21 protein-coding genes are annotated in these 20,241 nt (G+C 38.6%); 20 read left to right on the forward strand and 1 reads right to left on the reverse strand.

Translation table 11 applies throughout. From position 1 onward, the window contains the following. The first annotated feature begins 336 nt into the window (after positions 1-336). Positions 337-1,929 (forward strand): CTP synthase, encoded by a 1,593-nt coding sequence (locus ACIQLB_RS12070; protein ID WP_400725689.1) that lies wholly within the window; start codon positions 337-339, stop codon positions 1,927-1,929. 196 nt (positions 1,930-2,125) lie between these two features. Here ACIQLB_RS12070 and ACIQLB_RS12075 read toward each other — a convergent pair whose 3' ends face one another. Continuing rightward, positions 2,126-2,656, reverse strand: coding sequence for a DUF2529 family protein (locus tag ACIQLB_RS12075; protein WP_400725692.1), 531 nt, complete (start codon positions 2,654-2,656; stop codon positions 2,126-2,128). 156 nt (positions 2,657-2,812) lie between these two features. On the opposite strand from ACIQLB_RS12075, the gene ACIQLB_RS12080 reads away from it, so the two are divergent. The 19 genes from ACIQLB_RS12080 (at position 2,813) to glyA (ending at position 20,006) form a co-directional block, all read left to right on the forward strand. Continuing rightward, positions 2,813-3,169, forward strand: coding sequence for a response regulator (locus tag ACIQLB_RS12080; protein WP_400725695.1), 357 nt, complete (start codon positions 2,813-2,815; stop codon positions 3,167-3,169). A gap of 473 nt (positions 3,170-3,642) precedes the next feature. After that, on the forward strand, positions 3,643-4,497 hold the full coding sequence (locus ACIQLB_RS12085; RefSeq protein ID WP_400725698.1) for a class II fructose-bisphosphate aldolase: 855 nt from the start codon (positions 3,643-3,645) through the stop codon (positions 4,495-4,497). A 227-nt stretch (positions 4,498-4,724) separates the two neighbouring features. Then, positions 4,725-5,375: a fructose-6-phosphate aldolase gene (gene fsa / locus ACIQLB_RS12090; RefSeq protein WP_053484463.1), complete on the forward strand. Its 651-nt coding sequence runs from the start codon at positions 4,725-4,727 to the stop codon at positions 5,373-5,375. Positions 5,376-5,439: 64 nt separating this feature from the next. Continuing rightward, positions 5,440-6,726, forward strand: coding sequence for a UDP-N-acetylglucosamine 1-carboxyvinyltransferase (locus ACIQLB_RS12095; protein ID WP_400725702.1), 1,287 nt, complete (start codon positions 5,440-5,442; stop codon positions 6,724-6,726). Between the two features lie 95 nt (positions 6,727-6,821). Continuing rightward, positions 6,822-7,778: a class II fructose-bisphosphatase gene (gene glpX, locus ACIQLB_RS12100; RefSeq protein ID WP_400725705.1), complete on the forward strand. Its 957-nt coding sequence runs from the start codon at positions 6,822-6,824 to the stop codon at positions 7,776-7,778. A gap of 276 nt (positions 7,779-8,054) precedes the next feature. Beyond that, positions 8,055-9,338: a transcription termination factor Rho gene (gene rho / locus ACIQLB_RS12105; RefSeq protein ID WP_400725708.1), complete on the forward strand. Its 1,284-nt coding sequence runs from the start codon at positions 8,055-8,057 to the stop codon at positions 9,336-9,338. Between the two features lie 349 nt (positions 9,339-9,687). Next, positions 9,688-9,891 (forward strand): 50S ribosomal protein L31, encoded by a 204-nt coding sequence (gene rpmE, locus ACIQLB_RS12110; RefSeq protein ID WP_049668005.1) that lies wholly within the window; start codon positions 9,688-9,690, stop codon positions 9,889-9,891. Between the two features lie 120 nt (positions 9,892-10,011). Then, complete coding sequence (locus tag ACIQLB_RS12115; RefSeq protein WP_049668006.1) at positions 10,012-10,584, forward strand: thymidine kinase; 573 nt, start codon at positions 10,012-10,014, stop codon at positions 10,582-10,584. 184 nt (positions 10,585-10,768) lie between these two features. Continuing rightward, a complete protein-coding gene (prfA, locus tag ACIQLB_RS12120) occupies positions 10,769-11,845 on the forward strand; it encodes a peptide chain release factor 1 (RefSeq protein ID WP_400725713.1) in 1,077 nt (358 codons plus the stop codon). After that, on the forward strand, positions 11,832-12,692 hold the full coding sequence (prmC, locus tag ACIQLB_RS12125; protein ID WP_400725716.1) for a peptide chain release factor N(5)-glutamine methyltransferase: 861 nt from the start codon (positions 11,832-11,834) through the stop codon (positions 12,690-12,692). The genes prfA and prmC overlap by 14 nt, the downstream gene beginning before the upstream one ends. Positions 12,693-12,736: 44 nt before the next feature. Beyond that, the gene (locus tag ACIQLB_RS12130; RefSeq protein ID WP_400725719.1) at positions 12,737-13,336 is read left to right on the forward strand and encodes a stage II sporulation protein R; all 600 of its coding nucleotides are present in this window, start codon (positions 12,737-12,739) and stop codon (positions 13,334-13,336) included. A 101-nt stretch (positions 13,337-13,437) separates the two neighbouring features. Next, positions 13,438-14,472, forward strand: a complete 1,035-nt coding sequence (locus ACIQLB_RS12135; RefSeq protein WP_400725722.1) for an L-threonylcarbamoyladenylate synthase — start codon at positions 13,438-13,440, stop codon at positions 14,470-14,472. 214 nt (positions 14,473-14,686) lie between these two features. Further along, positions 14,687-15,184, forward strand: a complete 498-nt coding sequence (locus tag ACIQLB_RS12140) for a manganese efflux pump MntP (RefSeq protein ID WP_400725725.1) — start codon at positions 14,687-14,689, stop codon at positions 15,182-15,184. 24 nt (positions 15,185-15,208) lie between these two features. Beyond that, the gene (locus ACIQLB_RS12145) at positions 15,209-15,661 is read left to right on the forward strand and encodes a low molecular weight protein arginine phosphatase (protein ID WP_400725728.1); all 453 of its coding nucleotides are present in this window, start codon (positions 15,209-15,211) and stop codon (positions 15,659-15,661) included. Further along, entirely contained in the window at positions 15,658-16,941 is a 1,284-nt protein-coding gene (locus ACIQLB_RS12150) for a methyl-accepting chemotaxis protein (RefSeq protein WP_400725731.1), read from the forward strand. The genes ACIQLB_RS12145 and ACIQLB_RS12150 overlap by 4 nt, the downstream gene beginning before the upstream one ends. A 162-nt stretch (positions 16,942-17,103) precedes the next feature. Continuing rightward, positions 17,104-17,256 carry a hypothetical protein gene (locus ACIQLB_RS12155; protein ID WP_400725734.1) on the forward strand — a complete coding sequence of 51 codons (153 nt, stop codon included), beginning with the start codon at positions 17,104-17,106 and terminating at the stop codon, positions 17,254-17,256. Positions 17,257-17,644: 388 nt separating this feature from the next. Then, positions 17,645-18,082, forward strand: coding sequence for a ribose 5-phosphate isomerase B (gene rpiB, locus ACIQLB_RS12160; RefSeq protein ID WP_400725737.1), 438 nt, complete (start codon positions 17,645-17,647; stop codon positions 18,080-18,082). A 79-nt stretch (positions 18,083-18,161) separates the two neighbouring features. Further along, positions 18,162-18,704 carry a TIGR01440 family protein gene (locus tag ACIQLB_RS12165; protein ID WP_400725740.1) on the forward strand — a complete coding sequence of 181 codons (543 nt, stop codon included), beginning with the start codon at positions 18,162-18,164 and terminating at the stop codon, positions 18,702-18,704. A gap of 60 nt (positions 18,705-18,764) precedes the next feature. After that, positions 18,765-20,006: a serine hydroxymethyltransferase gene (glyA, locus tag ACIQLB_RS12170; RefSeq protein WP_400725743.1), complete on the forward strand. Its 1,242-nt coding sequence runs from the start codon at positions 18,765-18,767 to the stop codon at positions 20,004-20,006. Positions 20,007-20,241: the final 235 nt, after the last annotated feature.

The raw sequence follows: 20,241 nt of genomic DNA on the forward strand, positions 1-20,241 counted from the left end.
GTTTTTTTATTTTTTAACTTTATTCAGTCAAGTTCTCCCATGTTTATAGCTACGGAATGAATAGTAATGCTCTAAATTATTCATGATGTATAATAATCGGTGACTGAGTATATGTTAGAGCTTTTTAAAAGGAAAGTAGAAAAGAGATAGAAACGATGACAGCTTCGAATCGCCTACAATTTTGTAGGCATTCTCGGCTTTTCTTATTTTAGGGATAAGAAATATTAATTTTCTTAGCCTGTAGAGAAATTTACACCAATGCTTAGAATCAGCATGTGGCGTGAATGCACTTTTCTTACTAGCAATTTCTAGAACAACATAAGGAGGAATTTTTTCATGACGAAGTATATTTTTGTAACAGGTGGGGTTGTGTCATCACTTGGAAAAGGGATTGTAGCAGCATCTCTAGGTCGTTTATTAAAAAATCGTGGATTAGAAGTAACGATTCAAAAATTTGACCCATATATCAATATTGACCCAGGTACAATGAGTCCTTATCAGCATGGTGAGGTTTTTGTAACAGATGATGGCGCAGAAGCTGACTTAGACTTAGGTCACTACGAACGTTTCATTGATATTAACCTAGGAAAACATTCCACAGTAACATCGGGTCGTGTTTATCAGTCTGTATTACAAAAAGAACGCCGTGGTGATTACAATGGTGGAACAGTACAAGTAATTCCTCACATTACAAATGAGATCAAAGATCGTATTCAACGAGCTGGTCGCGAAACAAATGCAGATGTAGTTATTACAGAGGTAGGCGGAACAGTTGGGGATATTGAGTCATTGCCATTCCTTGAAGCAATTCGCCAAATGAAAACGAATTTAGGTCATAATAATGTGATGTATGTTCATTGTACACTTATTCCTTATATTAAAGCTGCGGGTGAGCTAAAAACAAAGCCAACTCAACATTCTGTAAAAGAATTACGTTCTTTAGGTATTCAACCAAATATTATTGTTGTACGCACTGAGCAAGAAGTACCTCAGGAAATGAAAGAAAAATTAGCTTTATTCTGTGATGTTCAACCACACGAAATTATTGAATCTCGCGATGCAGAACATTTATATGAAGTGCCTCTAAACCTTCATGCACAAGATATTGATGATATCGTGCTTGACCATTTTGGTATTGAAGCACCAGAGGCGGATATGGAAGAATGGCGTGAGCTTGTAGCGAAAGTGAAGTGCTTACCAAATAAACGAAAAGTAGCATTAGTAGGTAAATATGTAGAACTACAAGATGCTTACATTTCTGTTGTAGAGGCATTAAAGCATGCGGGCTATGCATTTAATTCTGATATTGAGATTGACTGGATTAATGCTGAACATGTAGATGCTGACAATGTTACTACGCTATTAAAAGGCGCTGACGCAATTTTAGTTCCAGGTGGCTTCGGTGATCGTGGAGTTGAAGGTAAAATTTTAGCGACACAATACGCACGTGAAAATGATGTACCATTCTTAGGTATTTGCTTAGGTATGCAGCTTGCAACAGTAGAATTTGCTCGTAACGTACTTGGTTTACAAGGAGCGCATTCTACAGAACTTGATCCAAATACGGAATATCCGATTATCGACTTCCTACCAGATCAAAACGACAGTGTAGACATCGGTGGTACATTACGTTTAGGTTTATATCCATGTAAGTTAAAAGATGGCTCAAAGGCAAGCGAAGCCTATAGTCAAGAGCTTGTTTATGAGCGCCACCGCCATCGTTATGAATTTAACAATGAATATCGTGAAGCGATGGAAGCTGCAGGTCTTGTCTTCTCAGGTACAAGTCCTGACGGTAAATTAGTGGAAATTATCGAGTTACCAGAAAAGAATTTCTTCGTAGCATGCCAATTCCACCCTGAGCTTGTATCACGTCCAAATCGTCCACAGCCATTGTTCCGCGATTTTATCGGAGCAACATTCAAATAATGAAAAAAAGAGTTGTCTCAAGTGCTGAGACAACTCTTTTTTTGGCTTTTCGGCAAAACGAGGGGTTGATTTTTTGATAAAAAGAAAGAGCTTGTTTTTCGATAAAAGCCCAAAAAGTTTCGATAAAATGAGATTTTGTTTCGATAAATCTTCAAAGTATTCCTATAAAACGAACAAAAGGAGCTTTATAGATTCTTTATAACTCTTCGTCATCAAGGCCAAGCATTTCATCATACGCGATTTTTACTGCTTCATAAACAAAAAGGGCAGCAATAGCATGTGGCACAACTATGCGCTTTCCTAAATCGTTCGGTAATAAACCACCTCGTATGCGTGTTGAAATATACGTATACGCTAAATCTGCTAGTGGGTTTTCGGAATTAGCAACTTCGCTAGCAACCGCTGCAAATGGAATAAACTGATTATTTAATTGCTGTGCAAAGGATAATGCATCCTCATCATGTGAACTACGTGTAAAAATGCATACACGATCAGCTTCCGTGATAACTGTATCTTTTGTCCAAGGGACTAACTTAGTAAAACGTTCCACAGCTTGACATGCATTTAATTCGATAACTTGCATTTCACCAAAGCATGCGAAATAGACATTACCTTCACCAATACCCGCTTGTGCAAGTAATCGTGCTGTTTCTTCAATAGCTTCTTCTTCATTTTGTGTTATTCTTTGTAATAATCCACTTAATTGTGTTGTTAGAATTTTTGACATGGTCCCACCTCAATCAATATTATAGGTTTGAAAAGAGCATAAAGCAAAAGCTAGATAATTTATAATACTAGAAGGTATTAAGAAGTTAAAGGAGAATAATACATAATATAGGAAGTTTTGTGCAAGAATAATAACTCAAAAAGGGCGGAATGAAATGTGAAACGATTACTAATTGTCGATGATCAACCAGGAATTCGTTTGCTTTTAAATGAAGTGTTGAAAAAGGAAGGTTATGTTACATATTTAGCTGCAAATGGTATGGAAGCACTGAAGTATGCTGAGGAGGAAATGGATTGTGTCCTATTAGACATGAAAATTCCAGGGATGGATGGCATAGAAATTTTAAAACGCTTAAAAGAGAAGTGGCCACAACTCCCCGTATTCATGATGACTGCATATGGGGAATTGGAAGTTGTACAGGAGGCATTAGATTTAGGAGCAATTCGATATTTTACTAAGCCTTTTGATATTTTTGAAGTACGTGATGAAGTTAATAAAACATTAAAAGTTTAGATGAACAGGCAGTGGTCAACACCGCCTGTTTTTCATGGTTGTTAGACGATTTGTAGTAATTTGCTACCATTTCATATTCACATGCTTCCAAAATATATTTTGAGTGATCTTTGCTTAGGTACAGAAGAAATTTTTCTATTTGCTCTTCGTTTTCGTGGAGCAAAGAAGACGCTGTCGCTACGTTTCACTTCGCTTTCGCGTAACCTTCGTTCCGTTGCACTACACTACGGTTGGCACTGCCGCTACGTTGCACTTCGCTTTCGTGCAGAAAACAAGACGCTGTCGCTACGTTTCATTTCGCTTTCGCGTAACCTGCGTTCCGTTGCACTACACTACGGTTGACACTGCCGCTACGTTTCACTACGCTTTCGTGTAGAAAATAACAGCCCCTGCTTTTCAGGGGCTGTTATTTTTGCTATGATTAAATAGCATATCTATGTAAAAAGAATAGTCCTAAGAGGAGGATTTTTAGTATGGCATTAGTATCTATGAAAGAGATGTTAATTAAAGCAAAAGCAGAAGGTTATGCGGTTGGTCAGTTCAACATCAACAACCTTGAGTGGACTCAAGCAATTTTACAAGCAGCAGAAGAAGAAAAATCTCCAGTGATTCTAGGCGTTTCTGAAGGCGCAGGTAAATATATGGGCGGATTCATTTCCGTTGTACACATGGTAAAAGGTTTAATGGAGTCTTATGGCACTACAGTACCTGTTGCTATTCATCTTGACCATGGTTCAAGCTTTGAAAAATGTAAAGAAGCAATTGATGCAGGCTTTACTTCCGTTATGATTGATGCATCTCATCATCCATTCGAGGAAAATGTTGCGACTACTTCAAAAGTAGTTGAGTACGCTCGTTCGAAAGGTGTTTCTGTTGAAGCTGAGCTTGGAACAGTAGGTGGTGACGAGGATGGCGTAATCGGTGGTATTATGTACGCTGATCCAGAGGAATGCCGTAAAATGGTTGAGCTAACAGATATCGACTGCTTAGCACCAGCTCTTGGCTCTGTACATGGTCCTTACAAAGGAGAACCAAACTTAGGCTTTAAAGAAATGGAAGAAATCTCAAACTTAGCAGATCTTCCATTAGTATTACATGGTGGTACAGGTATTCCAACAAAAGATATTCAACGTTCAATTTCATTAGGTACAGCAAAAATTAATGTTAATACTGAAAATCAAATTGCTGCTACAAAAGTAATCCGTGAAGTTCTTGATAATGATAAAGTTGTTTATGATCCTCGTAAATTCCTTGCTCCAGCACGTGAAGCGATTAAAACAACAGTTATTGGGAAAATTCGTGAATTTGGTAGTGCACAAAAAGCATAATTTTTGTAGCTATATGTTACAAAAGTACAGATGAATACACATAATAAGAGAAGTGTTGATGCTTTTATCGACCTTCTCTTGTTTTTGAGATAAAAAATTTTTGGCGAAAATTCAAATATAAGGCTCATCACCACCAAAAGTTGAGGATGACATATGTTAATCGTATATGTGAATATTCAACCTCAAGTATGGTAAGTGAGCCAAAATAGTAATCAGGAGGGAATATTATGAAATTTTTCATTGATACAGCAAACTTTGAAGAGATTAAAGAAGCACACGCATGGGGTATTTTATCAGGTGTTACAACAAACCCATCGTTAGTTGCTAAAGAAGAGAATGTTTCTTTCCATGATCGACTTCGTGAAATCACAGAGCTTGTAGATGGCTCAGTGAGTGGGGAAGTAATTGCACTAGATGCGGAAGGTATGATTAAAGAAGGCTTAGAATTGGCTGCAATTGCCCCAAATATTACAGTTAAACTGCCTATGACTCCAGCTGGCTTAGAGGCATGTCGCTTCTTTGCCGACAAAGGTATTAAAACGAACGTAACATTAATCTTCAGTGCAAACCAAGCATTAATGGCTGCTCGTGCGGGTGCTACATATGTATCACCATTTATCGGTCGTCTAGATGATATGGGTCAAAACGGTGTAGAACTAATTGAAACGATTGCAGATATTTTCACAATTCATAATATCGACACGCAAATTATCGCTGCATCAATTCGTCATCCTCAGCATGTGACAGCTGCAGCACTTGCTGGTGCACATATTGCAACCACTCCTTTTAAAGTATTAAAGCAACTTTTCCATCATCCATTAACGGAAAAAGGAATTGAAGGATTTTTAGCGGATTGGAATAAGAGAAAAGGCGAATAATAAGATTATATAGTGAGCCAATTGCAGAAAAAATTACTTTCCAATCAATGAGGGAGAACGCAAAATGGATGTTTACAAAATTACAGGCGAAAATCGTCTACAGGGTACAATAAAAGTTAGTGGTGCAAAAAATAGTGCAGTCGCCTTAATTCCAGCATCAATTTTGGCGAACTCTCCAGTGACAATTGGAGGGTTACCAGAAATTTCTGATGCATGGACGTTAAAGGCATTATTAGAGGAAATCGGTGGAGAGGTTTCATTTGAGGATGGCATAATGACCATTGATCCGACAGATATGATTGCGTTGCCATTACCAAACGGCAATGTGAAAAAGCTTCGTGCTTCCTATTACTTAATGGGAGCAATGCTTGGTCGCTTTAAAAAAGCTGTGATTGGTTTACCAGGAGGCTGTTTCTTAGGGCCACGTCCTATTGACCAACATATAAAAGGCTTTGAAGCATTAGGGGCGAAAATCACTAATGAGCATGGAGCAATTTATTTACGTGCTGATGAATTAATTGGTGCAAAAATATATTTAGACGTTGCCAGTGTTGGCGCAACAATTAATATTATGTTAGCTGCTGTCCTCGCGAAGGGACGTACGGTTATTGAAAATGCAGCAAAAGAACCGGAAATTATTGATGTAGCGACTCTTCTCACTAACATGGGGGCTAATATTAAAGGTGCGGGTACAAGTGTTATCCGTATTGAAGGCGTAGAGGAGCTTCATGGTACGGAGCATACGATTATTCCAGATCGTATTGAAGCTGCTACGTTTATGATTATGGCTGCCGCTTTAGGTGAAGGCATTACAATCGATAATGTTATTCCATTGCATTTAGAGGCGATTACTGCAAAGCTTCGTGAAATGGGCGTAAAAATTGAAATCGGTGAAGAAAGTATTTTTGTGCCAAAAACGGACCTCTCCACATTGCAAGCCGTTGATGTTAAAACATTAGTGTATCCTGGGTTCCCGACGGATATTCAGCAACCACTTTCTGTGTTAATGTCTCAAGCATTTGGTTCCTCAAAGGTAACAGATACAATCTATACAGCTCGATTTAAGCATATTGATGAACTTCGTCGTATGAATGCCAATGCACGCGTTGAAGGAAATACAGCTATGATTACAGGCCCTAGTAAATTACATGGTTCAACTGTAACAGCTACAGATCTTCGTGCTGGTGCCGCATTAGTATTAGCAGGCCTTTTAGCTGAAGGTGAAACAGAAATTCATGATATCTATCATATTGAGCGTGGTTATAGCTCACTTATTGAGAAATTACGTGATTTAGGCGCTGATATTCGACGTGAAACAATAATGGCTCGCGTAGCAGAGGCAAAGGAATAATGAGAGCTAAATATTTTGAACTAACTATGTTACAATAGAGGTAATTTGAATGTTTCGGTGAAGAAATATGCCGATAACGGGAGGCAAATAAAACAATGGAACGTAGTTTATCGATGGAAGTAGTACGAGTAACAGAGGCAGCAGCAATCGCATCCGGGAAATGGATGGGTCGCGGTTTGAAAATTGAGGCAGATGATGCAGCGACGACAGCGATGCGCGTGATGTTCGATACAATTCCAATGCATGCTACAGTAGTGATTGGTGAAGGCGAAATGGATGAAGCACCAATGCTTTATATTGGTGAAGAGCTTGGCCTACGTAATGGAGGTCCTCAAGTAGATATCGCAGTTGACCCATTAGAAGGTACAAATATTGTAGCGAAGGGTACAAATGGTGCAATGACAGTTCTTGCTATTGCAGATAAAGGTAATCTGTTAAACGCACCTGATATGTACATGGAGAAAATTGCAGTAGGTCCAGAAGCAGCAGGTAAGGTAGATATTAACGCTTCTGTTACGTATAATTTATTACAGGTAGCAAAAGCTAAAAATAAAGATATTTCAGACGTAGTAGCTACACTTCTAGATCGACCACGTCACCAAGCAATTGTTGATGAAATCCGAGAAGCTGGGGCACGTATTAAATTTATTCAAGATGGTGACGTTGGAGCAGCTATCAATACTGCTTTTGATGAAACCGGCATTGATATTATGTTTGGTACAGGTGGTGCACCAGAGGGTGTAATTTCAGCTGTTGCATTAAAATGTTTAGGTGGAGACTTCCAAGCGAAGCTAGTGCCAGAAGATGAGGAACAGTTAGAACGTTGTAAAAAAATGGGTGTAGACGTAGATAAAGTTCTTTTTTTAGATGATCTAGTTAAAGGTGACGATGCTATTTTTGCAGCGACTGCAGTAACAGATTGTGAGCTTTTAAAAGGCGTTCAATATAAAGGAGCCTATGCTTTAACGCATTCAGTTGTTATGCGAGCTAAATCTGGAACTGTGCGTTTTGTAGAAGGTCGTCACGCTCTTGATAAAAAACCTAGCTATTAATAAAAATTTCTTCTAAAATATACCTAGTGCATCTTTTTGCGCTAGGTACCTTCTTCTAAATTTTCAACCATCCCATAGTTTTATAAGGCCATATTATGCTTCATTGTTTTGCATAGTTATTTCAAGTACCTATCGCTTTGATTCAAACTGCTTCATTTCTGACTTATACATGAAAATGCTGACAGGTACGAATAGATTACAGAGCCTATCGTAAAAAACTTCTTTAATAACCCCAAAAATGGCAATTATATTTTGAAAAAGACTGGAGTTGTGCATATGTCTGCATTGACAATCGCTCAATTAGAAAACATGACGTTAAAAGAGCTTTACGCCCTTGCACGCCAATACAAAATTTCATATTATAGCAAGCTAACGAAAAAAGAATTAATATTTGCTATTTTGAAAACACGTTCGGAGCAAGAGGGCTATTTCTTTATGGAAGGTGTACTAGAAATTGTTTCGCAAGAGGGCTTTGGCTTCCTTCGACCAATTAACTATTCTCCGAGTAAAGAAGATATTTATATTTCTGCTTCTCAAATTCGTCGCTTTGACTTACGAAACGGGGACAAGGTAACTGGTAAAGTACGTCCACCTAAAGAAAACGAACGCTATTATGGACTACTACAGGTGGATGCTGTTAACGGCGAAGACCCAGAAGTAGCAAAGGAACGTGTGCATTTTCCTGCATTAACGCCTTTATATCCTGACCGACAAATTAAGCTTGAAACAACTCAACGTAATTTATCGACTCGTATTATGGATTTAGTGGCACCTGTAGGCTTTGGGCAACGTGGATTGATCGTCGCACCACCAAAGGCAGGGAAAACTTCATTATTAAAAGAAATCGCGAATGCTATTACAACAAATTATCCTGATGCAGAGTTAATTGTCTTACTTATTGACGAACGCCCTGAGGAAGTAACTGATATCGAACGTTCTGTGAATGCAGATGTAGTGAGCTCGACTTTCGATGAGGTTCCAGAAAATCATGTAAAAGTTGCAGAAATAGTATTAGAACGTGCACGCCGCTTAGTTGAGCATAAGCGTGATGTTATTATTTTAATGGACTCTATTACACGTTTAGCACGAGCGTATAACTTAGTTATTCCTCCGAGCGGTCGTACGCTTTCAGGTGGTATTGATCCTGCTGCCTTCCATAGACCAAAACGATTCTTCGGTTCTGCACGTAATATTGAAGAAGGCGGTAGCTTAACAATTTTAGCGACAGCTTTAGTGGATACTGGATCTCGTATGGATGAGGTCATTTATGAGGAATTTAAAGGAACAGGTAATTTAGAGCTTCATCTTGATCGCCAATTAGCAGAGCGTCGTATTTTCCCTGCGCTTGATATCCGCCGTTCAGGTACACGTAAGGAAGAGCTTCTGCTTGAGCCTGAGCAACTTGAAAAGCTGTGGGCAATTCGTAAAACATTCTCGGACGCGCCTGATTTCGCGGAGCGCTTCATGAAAAAATTACGTACGACAAATTCAAATGAAGAATTCTTTGAAAAGTTAAATGAAGATATGAAAAAAGCTACTAAAGGTAAAGGCCTACTATAAACATGAAAATCATCATTGACTATCACTAGTTGATGATGATTTTTAAATACTGGTATAACATCACCAAAAGTTATATAGTAAGTTGATTTCCGTTCCGGCTGACGTCCCCAGGAAAGCGCCCAGCCGGAACGGAAATTAATCTCACGCTATGGTGATAAGCCGTAATATAAATTACATAAAATAACCAAGCGTCGTTATATATTAATAACTATTGTCAAATGTATAGTTCATATGGTACTATTGCAAGGTATGCAACGTGTACATATTTAGCCGACATATTCGGGCTATGTAAGGTACAGTTCGATAATACTCTGTTCCAGATGGTTCAGGGCGAGAGGAGAAAACGAATATGAAACAAGGAATTCATCCAGATTACAAAGAAGCAACAGTAACTTGCTCTTGTGGTAACTCTTTCAAAACTGGTTCAGTAAAAGAAAACATCGTTGTCGAGTTCTGCAACGACTGTCACCCATTCTATACTGGCCGTCAAAAATTCGCGTCTGCTGATGGTCGCGTTGATCGTTTCAACAAAAAATACGGTCTTAAAAACTAATGTTAGTTTAATACCTGCCAAGCATGTGCTTGGCAGGTATTTTTTTCAGTATATCAAGGAAATTCGTTGATGCGAGTCTTTTCAGTATCCAGATCGACATGAAGAAAGGGAGAAGACAAAATGGCACAGCTATATTTTAAACACGGTGCAATGAATAGTGGTAAATCCATAGAAATTCTAAAAGTTGCACATAACTATGAAGAACAACAAAAACCCGTAATGATGTTTACACCAGGTATAGATACGCGAGATGAAGTAGGCTTTATCTCAAGTCGAGTAGGCTTACGTCAACAAGCCATTCCTGTTAATGATGATACAAATATTTTTGAGCTAGTAAAAAACAATGCTGTAAAACCATACTGTGTACTTGTTGATGAAGTACAATTTCTAAAAAAAGAGCATGTTTTGCAGTTAGCATATATCGTAGATGAGTTAGATATTCCGGTCATGGGCTTCGGTCTAAAAAACGATTTCCAAAATGAGCTATTTGAAGGCAGTCAGTACATGCTTACATATGCAGATAAAATTGAGGAAATGAAAACGATTTGCTGGTTCTGTCATAAAAAAGCGACAATGAATTTACGCGTTGATGAAAGTGGAAAGCCTGTTTATACAGGTGATCAAATTCAAATTGGCGGGAATGATTCCTACTATCCAGTTTGTCGAAAGTGTCACGCGCATCCGCCTCTATAATGCAAACTGATTCAGTTGATTGAACGAAGAAAAAGTAGCATACATGCGGAAATTTCCTTATACTAAGTAGTGGAAATGAAAAATGTTCAAAAATATTCTTACGCGCTTAGCGTAATTCTAATTTAAAGTTTCTCTACAGTTACAAAAGAGCAAACTTCATAAAAACTTAATAGAGGTGAAATCCATGTTCGATCGATTACAAGCAGTGGAGGATCGTTACGAAAGGTTAACAGAGCTTTTAAGTGATCCCGATATTGTGAATGATAATAAAAAATTACGTGAATATTCTAAAGAGCAATCAGATATCCAAGAAACTGTAGAGGCTTATCGTGAATATAAAAGTGTAAAAGAGCAATTAGCGGATACACGTGAAATGCTAGATAGTGAAAAAGATCCTGATATGCACGAGATGGTGAAAGAAGAATTCAACTTACTAAAAGATCAGCAAGAAGAGTTGGAAGAACGTTTACGCATTCTATTAATTCCGAAAGATCCAAATGATAATAAAAACGTTATTATGGAGATTCGTGGAGCAGCTGGTGGAGACGAGGCGAATATTTTCGCAGGGGATTTGTTCCGTATGTACTCTCGTTATGCTGAGACACAAGGCTGGAAAATTGACGTAATGGAAGCGACGCCAAACGCAATGGGCGGCTATAAAGAAGTTATTTTTATGATTAACGGTCAAGGTGCATATTCAAAATTCAAATTTGAAAATGGTGCGCACCGTGTACAACGTGTACCTGCAACAGAATCTCAAGGGCGTATTCATACATCGACAGCGACAGTAGCTTGCTTACCTGAAGTTGAAGAAGTAGATGTTGAAATCCATGAAAAAGATATCCGAGTGGATACATTTGCATCTTCTGGTGCCGGTGGTCAATCGGTAAATACAACGATGTCAGCTGTGCGTATGATTCACTTACCGACAGGTGTTGTTGTATCGATGCAGGATGAACGATCACAAATTAAAAACCGTGAAAAGGCAATGAAAATTCTGCGTGCTCGTGTTGCTGATATGTATCTGCAAGAAGCACAAAAGGAAATCGATGCCACACGTAAATCAGCTGTAGGTTCAGGCGATCGCTCTGAGCGTATTCGCACATACAATTATCCACAAAACCGTGTAACAGACCATCGTATTGGTTTAACGATTCAAAAATTAGATCAAATCGTCGAAGGTAAACTAGACGAAATCATTGATACGCTCATTTTAGAGGAGCAAGCATCAAAGTTAGAGCGATTAAATGATGACTTATAATAATGTAATGGAGGCCCTTCAATGGGCTTCTTCTTTTTTGGTGGATAATGGTCGTGAGGAAACGGCAGCACGTATTGTCATGCAGCATATACTTGGCACTAGCTATTCAGAAGTAATGCTACACCTTCAAGACGTATTAACAGCTGAACAAAAAGAAAAATTTAAAGAACTCATCGAAGAGCATGCAAGTGGACGACCTGTACAGTATTGCGTCGGTAGTGAAGAATTTTATGGCCGTTCATTTATTGTCGATGAGTCAGTACTTATTCCTAGACCTGAGACCGAGGAATTAGTGCTTGGAACAATCAATCGCATGAACAAAATATTTAATGATCAAGAATTGAAGCTTGCAGATATCGGAACGGGTAGTGGTGCAATGGCTATTTCTATGAAGCTAGAATGTCCAGAGCTAACGGTCGTAGCCACTGATTTATCTGAAGCTGCTTTATCTACAGCACAAGAAAATGCACAACGGTTAGCGGGGGATATTGATTTTCGACTAGGGGATTTAACGAAACCTCTGTCAGGTGAGAAATTTGATATCGTTTTATCGAATCCACCATATATTGCTTTTGATGAAGCGAAAGAGATGTCAAATACCGTGCTAGAGCATGAGCCACATAGTGCTCTTTTTGCAGAAGAAGACGGACTTATTTTATATAGAAAATTGGCTGAACAGCTGCCACCCCTTATGAATAAACCAGCCCTCATTGGTCTTGAAATCGGTTATACACAAGGGGAGAAGGTAGCTCAATTCTTTAAAAATAGTTTTCCACAGGCTACAATTTCAATAGAAAAAGATATAAATGGTAAGCCTCGAATGATTTTTTGTGAAATTCATGTATAAACTATCTACTTCTTGCCAACAATGTTGAGCAAGGAGGGATTTTTATGTTAAACGAATACAAGATTATTAGATTACCTAAACGAAATATTTTACTAGCTTTTGCAAGATTAGTATTAATTGCGATTGCTTTACAATTATGTATTTTATATATTCCGACATTAGTAGGTTTTGCGAAAGAAGCTAGCAATCATGAACAAGAAAATGATTTTCGTATACGCGTTATTGCCAATAGCAACACGACAAAGGATCAGCTTGAAAAGGAGCAGCTTGTCAAAAATTTAAAGCCGTATTTCAAGCAAGTAGTCGCTAGTGCTGGAGCTAAAACTGTGGATAACGAGCAAATACTTTTGTTAAAACAAGAAATTGAAGCAGAAATAAAAGAAAATTATCCACAACTTCATACACAAGTTGTACTTGGGGATAACTTATTCCCACCAAAGAGACAGAACGCTGTACTTTATCCACAAAATTTATATCATTCGATAGTCGTGAAAATCGGTGATGCACGTGGTGATAACTGGTGGTGTAGCATATTCCCATCAATTTGTGAGCCCGATAAAGAAGAACAAAAAGTAGAACCGAAAGAAGAGAAGGAACACGTTACATTTTTTATATGGGAATGGATTAAAGGTTTTTTTGAATGAATTGTTCACGAATTCAGACAACTTATACACAATTTTTAATAAGTTATAAACATTATGTGGATAATTCAGTGAAAACGAATAATTGAAGGAAGGTTTTAATCATGGAAACCGTTTGCAAGATTGTGGACAGTAATGTGAATAGTCAGACAAATTATACACAGGCTGTGGATATCTTAAATGCAGGTGAGGTCGTGGCATTTCCAACAGAAACGGTTTATGGCCTAGGAGCTGTGGCAACAAATGATACAGCAGTTAAAAAGATATTTGAAGCAAAAGGTCGTCCTTCAGACAATCCGCTAATTGTTCACATTGGCACGAAAGAGGAAGTTGAACTCTATATAGAGCATATTTCAGAAGTAGCCAAAAAATGCATGGATTTATTTTGGCCAGGTCCACTGACACTTGTCATGCCTGTAAAACCAAATGTGCTGGCAAACAGTGTGACAGCTGGTCTAACGACTGTAGGCATTCGTATGCCAGATCATCCAGTTGCGCTCGACTTACTACAACAATTAAAAAAGCCACTTGCTGCGCCGAGTGCTAATCGTAGTGGAAAGCCAAGTCCTACAGAAGCAATACATGTTCAAGATGATTTGGGAGGGTACATACCTTATATTTTAGATGGAGGTTCTACTGGGATTGGACTCGAATCCACTGTGTTAGATGTAACACACGAACCTCCAGTAATTTTACGTCCAGGTGGAATTACGAAGGAAATGTTAGAGGCTAAGATTGGTCGAGTACTTCAACCTTCAAAAATAGAGCAAAAATTAGAGGCTACTCCAAAAGCCCCTGGTATGAAATATACACACTATGCTCCTAACGCACCTGTACTATTAATTGAATGTGACTTGAAGAAAGTCCATGAAGCTGTACATCAATTACAAAAACAAGGGTATAAAGTAGCGTTACTTGCACCAGCTAGCTTTGTTGACAGTAAGGCTGATTTTTATTTCTCAGTAGGAGAAGCTGGTAGTAAAGAAGAGATGGGTGCGACATTGTACCATGCCCTAAGAGCTTGCGATAAAACAGCAGCTACAATTATCTTAGCGACTACTACATCGACTGAAGGGGTAGGAGCTGCCATTATGAATCGACTTGAGAAAGCGGCTGGAGGAAAATGGTATACTCGTTAATAAAATACCTATAAAAATAGTATGTTAGAAGTAACTTCTGGCATGCTATTTTTTTGTGTTGAAGATAATCGGGCTTTTACGGGCAGTTAATTTTTGGTTGTGGAAAGCGATGTTAGAGTGACTTTTAACACCTTTTTGTAAGGAAATTGATTATGATAATACTGTATTTTCGAGCATAAAATGATAAAATATTAGAGAGTGAAGGAGTGCTTTCTTGCAGGGAATTCTTGCAGGTATAATAACGTCTATAGATGTGATTGGTTTATATGTATTGATGCCAAATGTTAGATATCGATTTTTTTTGTCAGTATGGACAGCTGCTTTGCACATGCTTTTCCCGTTATTAGGTTTTGAATTAGGACACTTTTTAGTGCATTTCCTCTTAGAGTGGGGACAATGGATTTCAAGTATTTTATTATTTTGCATGGGCTTGCATTTACTATTATTTTCACGAAAAGATGAAAAGGTTACTATTTCACCAATACTTTTAGCTGTGACTGCAAGCCTAGACGCCTTTTCAGTAAGTGTTTCTTTTGGTATGCTACACTTAGAGGAAGCAGTATTTATTATAAGTGCAGGTGTTAGTGCACTTATTTGTTCTTATGGGTCATTAGTCATTGCAAGTAGAAGTCAAGTCTTGCTAGGGAATAAACTCCAAATAATTACAGGTGTTTTTTTAATCATCATGAGTGTACTAGCTATCCGGCAATAGAGAAATCAATGGAGGGTGATAAGTATGAAAATACTATTTGTTTGCACCGGGAATACTTGTCGCAGTCCTATGGCTGAGGTAATTTTAAAACATAAACAAATGAACAATGTAGAGGTCCGTTCAGCGGGCATTTATGCCATGCCAAATGCGGAGATGTCTGCACATGCACAACAAGTATTATATGAAGCAAATATGACGCATCAGCATTTAGCAACACAATTATCAATAATTGAAATGGAGTGGGCTGATTTAATTTTAACAATGACAATAGCTCATAAAGATACAATTATCGCTCATTATCCAAATGCAGAACAAAAAGTTTTTACTTTAAAAGAATATACAAGTGAAGGTAGCGTAGGAAATGTTGTAGATCCTTACGGAGGTAGTAAAGAAATCTATGAAGTAACATTTGCAGAATTAACGGAATTGGTAGAACGACTAGTAAAAAAACTTGAAGAGGATAGAGGGTCGCTATGAAAAAACAGTTTGGCTTACGACTTAAACTAGTATTATTTGTCAGTATACTTGCACTAATCACTTACAGTATCAGTTTTATTTTCATCGAATATTTACAACCTACCTTCTTCCCAGAGACTAATCGTAAACTGTTTGAAATTTTTACTTATGTGTCAGGGATTGTGTGGTCAGGTATTTTGGCTGCAGTTTTCAGTGTAATCTTAATTAAACCTTTACAGCAGCTCGAAAATTCAGCTTCCCGTGTAGCACAAGGGAAAATTGGACAGGATGTAGAAATGCCGAAAACAAGTGATGAGATTCGTTCTGTGGCAGAGGCATTTCAACAAATGGTATTAAATTTACGACAGATGGTTGAAAGTATAGATCTTAACTTCCAACAAACAAATCAATCGATCATTCAACTATCTGATGAAGCCGCAGTTGCAACAAAAAAAGCAGAGAATATTGCCTCTACAGTAAAACATATTTCTACAGGAGCAGAGGCGTCTGCTACAGCAGTACAAGATACAGCTGAAGCTATTGAAGATGTACGAGCTCTCGCAACAGAAGTCAATAGTAGAGCAGAGGCATCTGCATCACAATCCAAAGAGATTCTACATAATTTAACGACAACAACAAATGCGATCGAAACGTTAGTGAATAGTATTCAACAAATTGCGGCTGGCAATAATGAGGCATTAGAAAGCATTCGCCTATTAGAGGAAAACGCTGGACAGGTAGAGCGTATCATTAGCTTAGTTGGCGATATTGCAGCACAAACAAATTTACTAGCTTTAAATGCTTCGATTGAGGCAGCGCGTGCGGGAGAACATGGAAAAGGTTTTGCTGTTGTAGCTGAAGAAGTTCGTAGTTTAGCTGATGAAAGTGCGAAAGCGGTACAAGGCATTACTTCCCTTGTTCAATCCATGCAACAAAACGTTGAGATTGTTGTAAAACAAATGAATCAGCAGGTGACATTTGCGACAAAAGAAGCTGCACGTGTATCAGAAACTACGACAGCGGTAGAAGGTATGTCTTCAAGTGTACACGAAATGGCAACATCGATTGTGGAAATTTCTTCACTAATTGAACAGCAAATGCATAATATTGAAACAACTGCTCGTCAATCTCAAGAAGTTGCAGCCATTGCTCAAGAAACGTCAGCAGGTGCACAGGAAGTTCGCAGTGCAGCAGAAGAACAAGCATACGCCATTGAGCAAGTAGAAAAACTAGCAGAAAGCTTAAAGATACAATCAGAAGAACTGCATAAAATGATTCAACAATTTGATAGACAAGCATAAATATGATTTTAAACTGTAGGTAAACTCGAGTAAGTATCGAGTTTATCTACAGTTTTTTTAGTGTATTAAGGCTTGTATATGGTACCTGAAGAGTTGGGAGCGACGGAAAGAACAGCAGCAACGATGGAAAGAGCAGGCGAAGTGACGGAAAGAGCGATCAGAGTGACGGATAGAAGAGGCAAAGTGGTGGATAGCCGCAGAGCGACGGAAAGAAGAGCGGCAACGACGGAAAGAACTGCTGAAGCGACGGATAGAGAGAAGAAAGTGACGGATAGAAGAGGCAAAGTGACGGATAGCCCGCCAAGCGAAGGATAGAAGAGTAACGACGACGGATAGTACATCAAACTAAGAAGGCTTCACATCCATTACGCCACACTCGCATTTTGCATAGAATCCCTCTATAGTGCCAACTATTGGTAATGCATAGAAAAAATATTGATATAGTATGTCCACTGTAATTGAAAAGGTAAAGAAACTTTAAAAGATAGAATATTACAATAAATAACCGTTATCCGAATTTATCAACATGATATTCACAATATCCACAGGGAAATGAATTTAAAAGTGAATGATTTTATGCGTATTTACAAGAATTGTTCGTCTTTTAGGAGAAATCAGCATAAAAATGCAAGAAAAATCATGTTATTCTTGAGATAGAAATGGTACACTAGTGTTGACTATTATTTCGAAAAGAGGGAACCCAGTGAGAATAGCAATTTCTTCTGATCACGGAGGCAATAACTTACGTCGTGAGATTATGCAGCTGTTAGATGAGCTACATATTAGCTACGAAGATTTTGGTCCACAATCTGCGGATTCAGTAGACTATCCTGATTATGCAAAACCAGTTACTGAAGGTGTTGCTAGCGGGGAATTTGATAAAGGTATTTTAATTTGTGGTACAGGCATTGGGATGTCCATTGCTGCAAATAAAATTAAGGGGATTCGTTGTGCTTTAGTACATGATTTATTTAGCGCAAAAGCAACGCGTTGCCACAACGATTCAAATGTTTTAGCGATGGGTGAGCGTGTTATTGGGCCTGGCCTTGCACGTGAAATAGCTAAAGTATGGCTTGAAACAGATTTTGAAGGTGGTCGTCATACGCGCCGCATTGAAAAAATCGCTGAGCTTGAGCAATAAGAAAAGCAATTAAGTTTGCTGACATATGTCCTTAGTTTAGTGTGACATAAATAATTTAGAAATAAAGGGGCTGAGCATAGTGGTTGTACAACAAATACGAACACATTTGACTCAGTTACTCAGTGAATTTGAAGAGCAGGTAACCCTACGACCAAATACTATTTTTGTCGTAGGTTGCTCGACATCTGAAGTGATTGGTCAGAAAATTGGCACAGCAGGTGCGCTGGAAATTGGAGAGGCGATTTTTGAGCCGTTGCAGGCATTTGCAAAGAAACATCAACTACATCTAGCGTTCCAAGGATGTGAGCATATTAATCGTGCTATTACAATGGAAGCAACAACGGCAGAACAATTTGGTTATGAACCAGTAGCAGTTGTACCAGTTCGTACAGCAGGTGGCTCGATGTCTGCTTATGCGTTTACGCAATTTACAAATCCAGTTGTTGTGGAAGCTGTGCAAGCAAATGCAGGTATTGACATTGGTCAAACACTCATAGGTATGCATTTAAAGGCAGTTGCTGTTCCAGTTCGTACTTCTGTGCGAATGGTAGGAGAAGCAGTTGTGACAATTGCAACAACACGTCCGAAGCTGATTGGCGGAGAGCGTGCAGTATATAAATAAAATTACCTCTGAAATCAGTGGTATACAAATAACGATTATACTTAGGAGGCTTTTTCAAACATGGCATACGAAAAATTAGCAGTACAAGACAAAGCAGTATTAGACGGAATTCTTGCGGAAAAAAAACGCCAACAAGCAAATATTGAGTTAATTGCATCAGAAAACTTTGTATCTGAAGCGGTAATGGAAACACAAGGTTCTGTTCTAACAAATAAATATGCTGAAGGTTATCCAGGTAAACGCTACTATGGCGGTTGTGAACACGTAGATGTTGTGGAAGATATCGCACGTGACCGTGTGAAAGAAATCTTTGGTGCAGAATATGCAAACGTACAACCACACTCAGGTGCACAAGCAAACATGGCTGTATACCACACAATTTTAGAACCAGGTGATACAGTACTTGGGATGAATTTATCTCATGGCGGTCACTTAACACATGGATCTCCTGTAAACTTCTCAGGTATTCTATATAACTTCGTTGAATATGGCGTAACAAAAGATACTCAAGTAATCGATTATGAAGATGTGCGCCAAAAAGCGCTAGAGCATAAGCCAAAACTAATTGTTGCAGGAGCATCTGCATACCCACGTGAAATCGATTTTGCTAAATTCCGTGAAATCGCTGATGAAGTAGGAGCATATTTCATGGTGGATATGGCACATATCGCTGGTCTTGTAGCTACTGGTGAGCACCAATCACCAGTGCCATACGCTGATTTTGTAACATCTACAACACATAAAACATTACGTGGCCCACGTGGTGGTTTAATCCTAGCTTCGAAAGAATGGGAGCAAAAGCTTAACAAATCTGTATTCCCGGGTATCCAAGGTGGACCATTAATGCACGTAATCGCTGCAAAAGCTGTAGCATTCGGTGAAGCATTACAACCAGAATTCAAAGAGTATGCAAAACAAATTAAAGCTAATGCTAAAGCTCTAGCGGAAGTATTAATTGCAGAAGATGTTGAAATTGTATCTGGTGGTACGGATAACCACTTGTTACTTCTTAATGTGAAATCTCTTGGCTTAACAGGAAAAGTGGCAGAGCACGCACTTGATGAAGTAGGCATTACAACAAATAAAAATACAATTCCTTACGATACAGAATCTCCATTCGTAACTTCTGGTATCCGCATTGGTACACCAGCTGTGACATCTCGTGGCTTCAAAGAAGAGGACATGAAAGAAGTAGGTTTAATTATTGCTGCGGTGCTTAAAAACCCAGAAGATGAAGCAGTTAAAACGGAAGCAAAAGCTCGCGTTAAAGCTTTAACTGACAAACATCCATTATACGCATAGTTTAATAGATAAGGCTGTGGTTAAAGTGATAAATAACACTTTAACCACAGCTTTTTTATTTTTTATTAGTTAAAAGTGATTGCGGTAAAGGCTGGGCATAAGCGTCACTGATGAGATCATGAAGCGAGGGCAGTAAAGAAACGAGAATAAAAGCATCACGTCCTGAAATTTGCCCCGACGCCCCCAGGAAAGCGCCCATCCGGAGTGGAAATCAACTACCGTTTTTGGCGCGAGC

Source organism: Lysinibacillus sp. NPDC092081, assembly GCF_044755845.1.
Classification (GTDB): domain Bacteria; phylum Bacillota; class Bacilli; order Bacillales_A; family Planococcaceae; genus Lysinibacillus.

Bases quoted from the DNA above. Each gene is read 5' to 3' on its own strand.
- ACIQLB_RS12070 (WP_400725689.1), top strand. From the start codon at position 337: ATGACGAAGTATATTTTTGTAACAGGTGGGGTTGTGTCATCACTTGGA.
- ACIQLB_RS12115 (WP_049668006.1), top strand. From the start codon at position 10,012: ATGGCACAGCTATATTTTAAACACGGTGCAATGAATAGTGGTAAATCC.
- rho (WP_400725708.1), top strand. From the start codon at position 8,055: ATGTCTGCATTGACAATCGCTCAATTAGAAAACATGACGTTAAAAGAG.
- rpmE (WP_049668005.1), top strand. From the start codon at position 9,688: ATGAAACAAGGAATTCATCCAGATTACAAAGAAGCAACAGTAACTTGC.
- glpX (WP_400725705.1), top strand. From the start codon at position 6,822: ATGGAACGTAGTTTATCGATGGAAGTAGTACGAGTAACAGAGGCAGCA.
- glyA (WP_400725743.1), top strand. From the start codon at position 18,765: ATGGCATACGAAAAATTAGCAGTACAAGACAAAGCAGTATTAGACGGA.
- ACIQLB_RS12145 (WP_400725728.1), top strand. From the start codon at position 15,209: ATGAAAATACTATTTGTTTGCACCGGGAATACTTGTCGCAGTCCTATG.
- fsa (WP_053484463.1), top strand. From the start codon at position 4,725: ATGAAATTTTTCATTGATACAGCAAACTTTGAAGAGATTAAAGAAGCA.
- ACIQLB_RS12135 (WP_400725722.1), top strand. From the start codon at position 13,438: ATGGAAACCGTTTGCAAGATTGTGGACAGTAATGTGAATAGTCAGACA.
- ACIQLB_RS12130 (WP_400725719.1), top strand. From the start codon at position 12,737: ATGTTAAACGAATACAAGATTATTAGATTACCTAAACGAAATATTTTA.
- ACIQLB_RS12095 (WP_400725702.1), top strand. From the start codon at position 5,440: ATGGATGTTTACAAAATTACAGGCGAAAATCGTCTACAGGGTACAATA.
- ACIQLB_RS12150 (WP_400725731.1), top strand. From the start codon at position 15,658: ATGAAAAAACAGTTTGGCTTACGACTTAAACTAGTATTATTTGTCAGT.
- prmC (WP_400725716.1), top strand. From the start codon at position 11,832: ATGATGACTTATAATAATGTAATGGAGGCCCTTCAATGGGCTTCTTCT.
- prfA (WP_400725713.1), top strand. From the start codon at position 10,769: ATGTTCGATCGATTACAAGCAGTGGAGGATCGTTACGAAAGGTTAACA.
- ACIQLB_RS12085 (WP_400725698.1), top strand. From the start codon at position 3,643: ATGGCATTAGTATCTATGAAAGAGATGTTAATTAAAGCAAAAGCAGAA.
- ACIQLB_RS12075 (WP_400725692.1), bottom strand. From the start codon at position 2,656: ATGTCAAAAATTCTAACAACACAATTAAGTGGATTATTACAAAGAATA.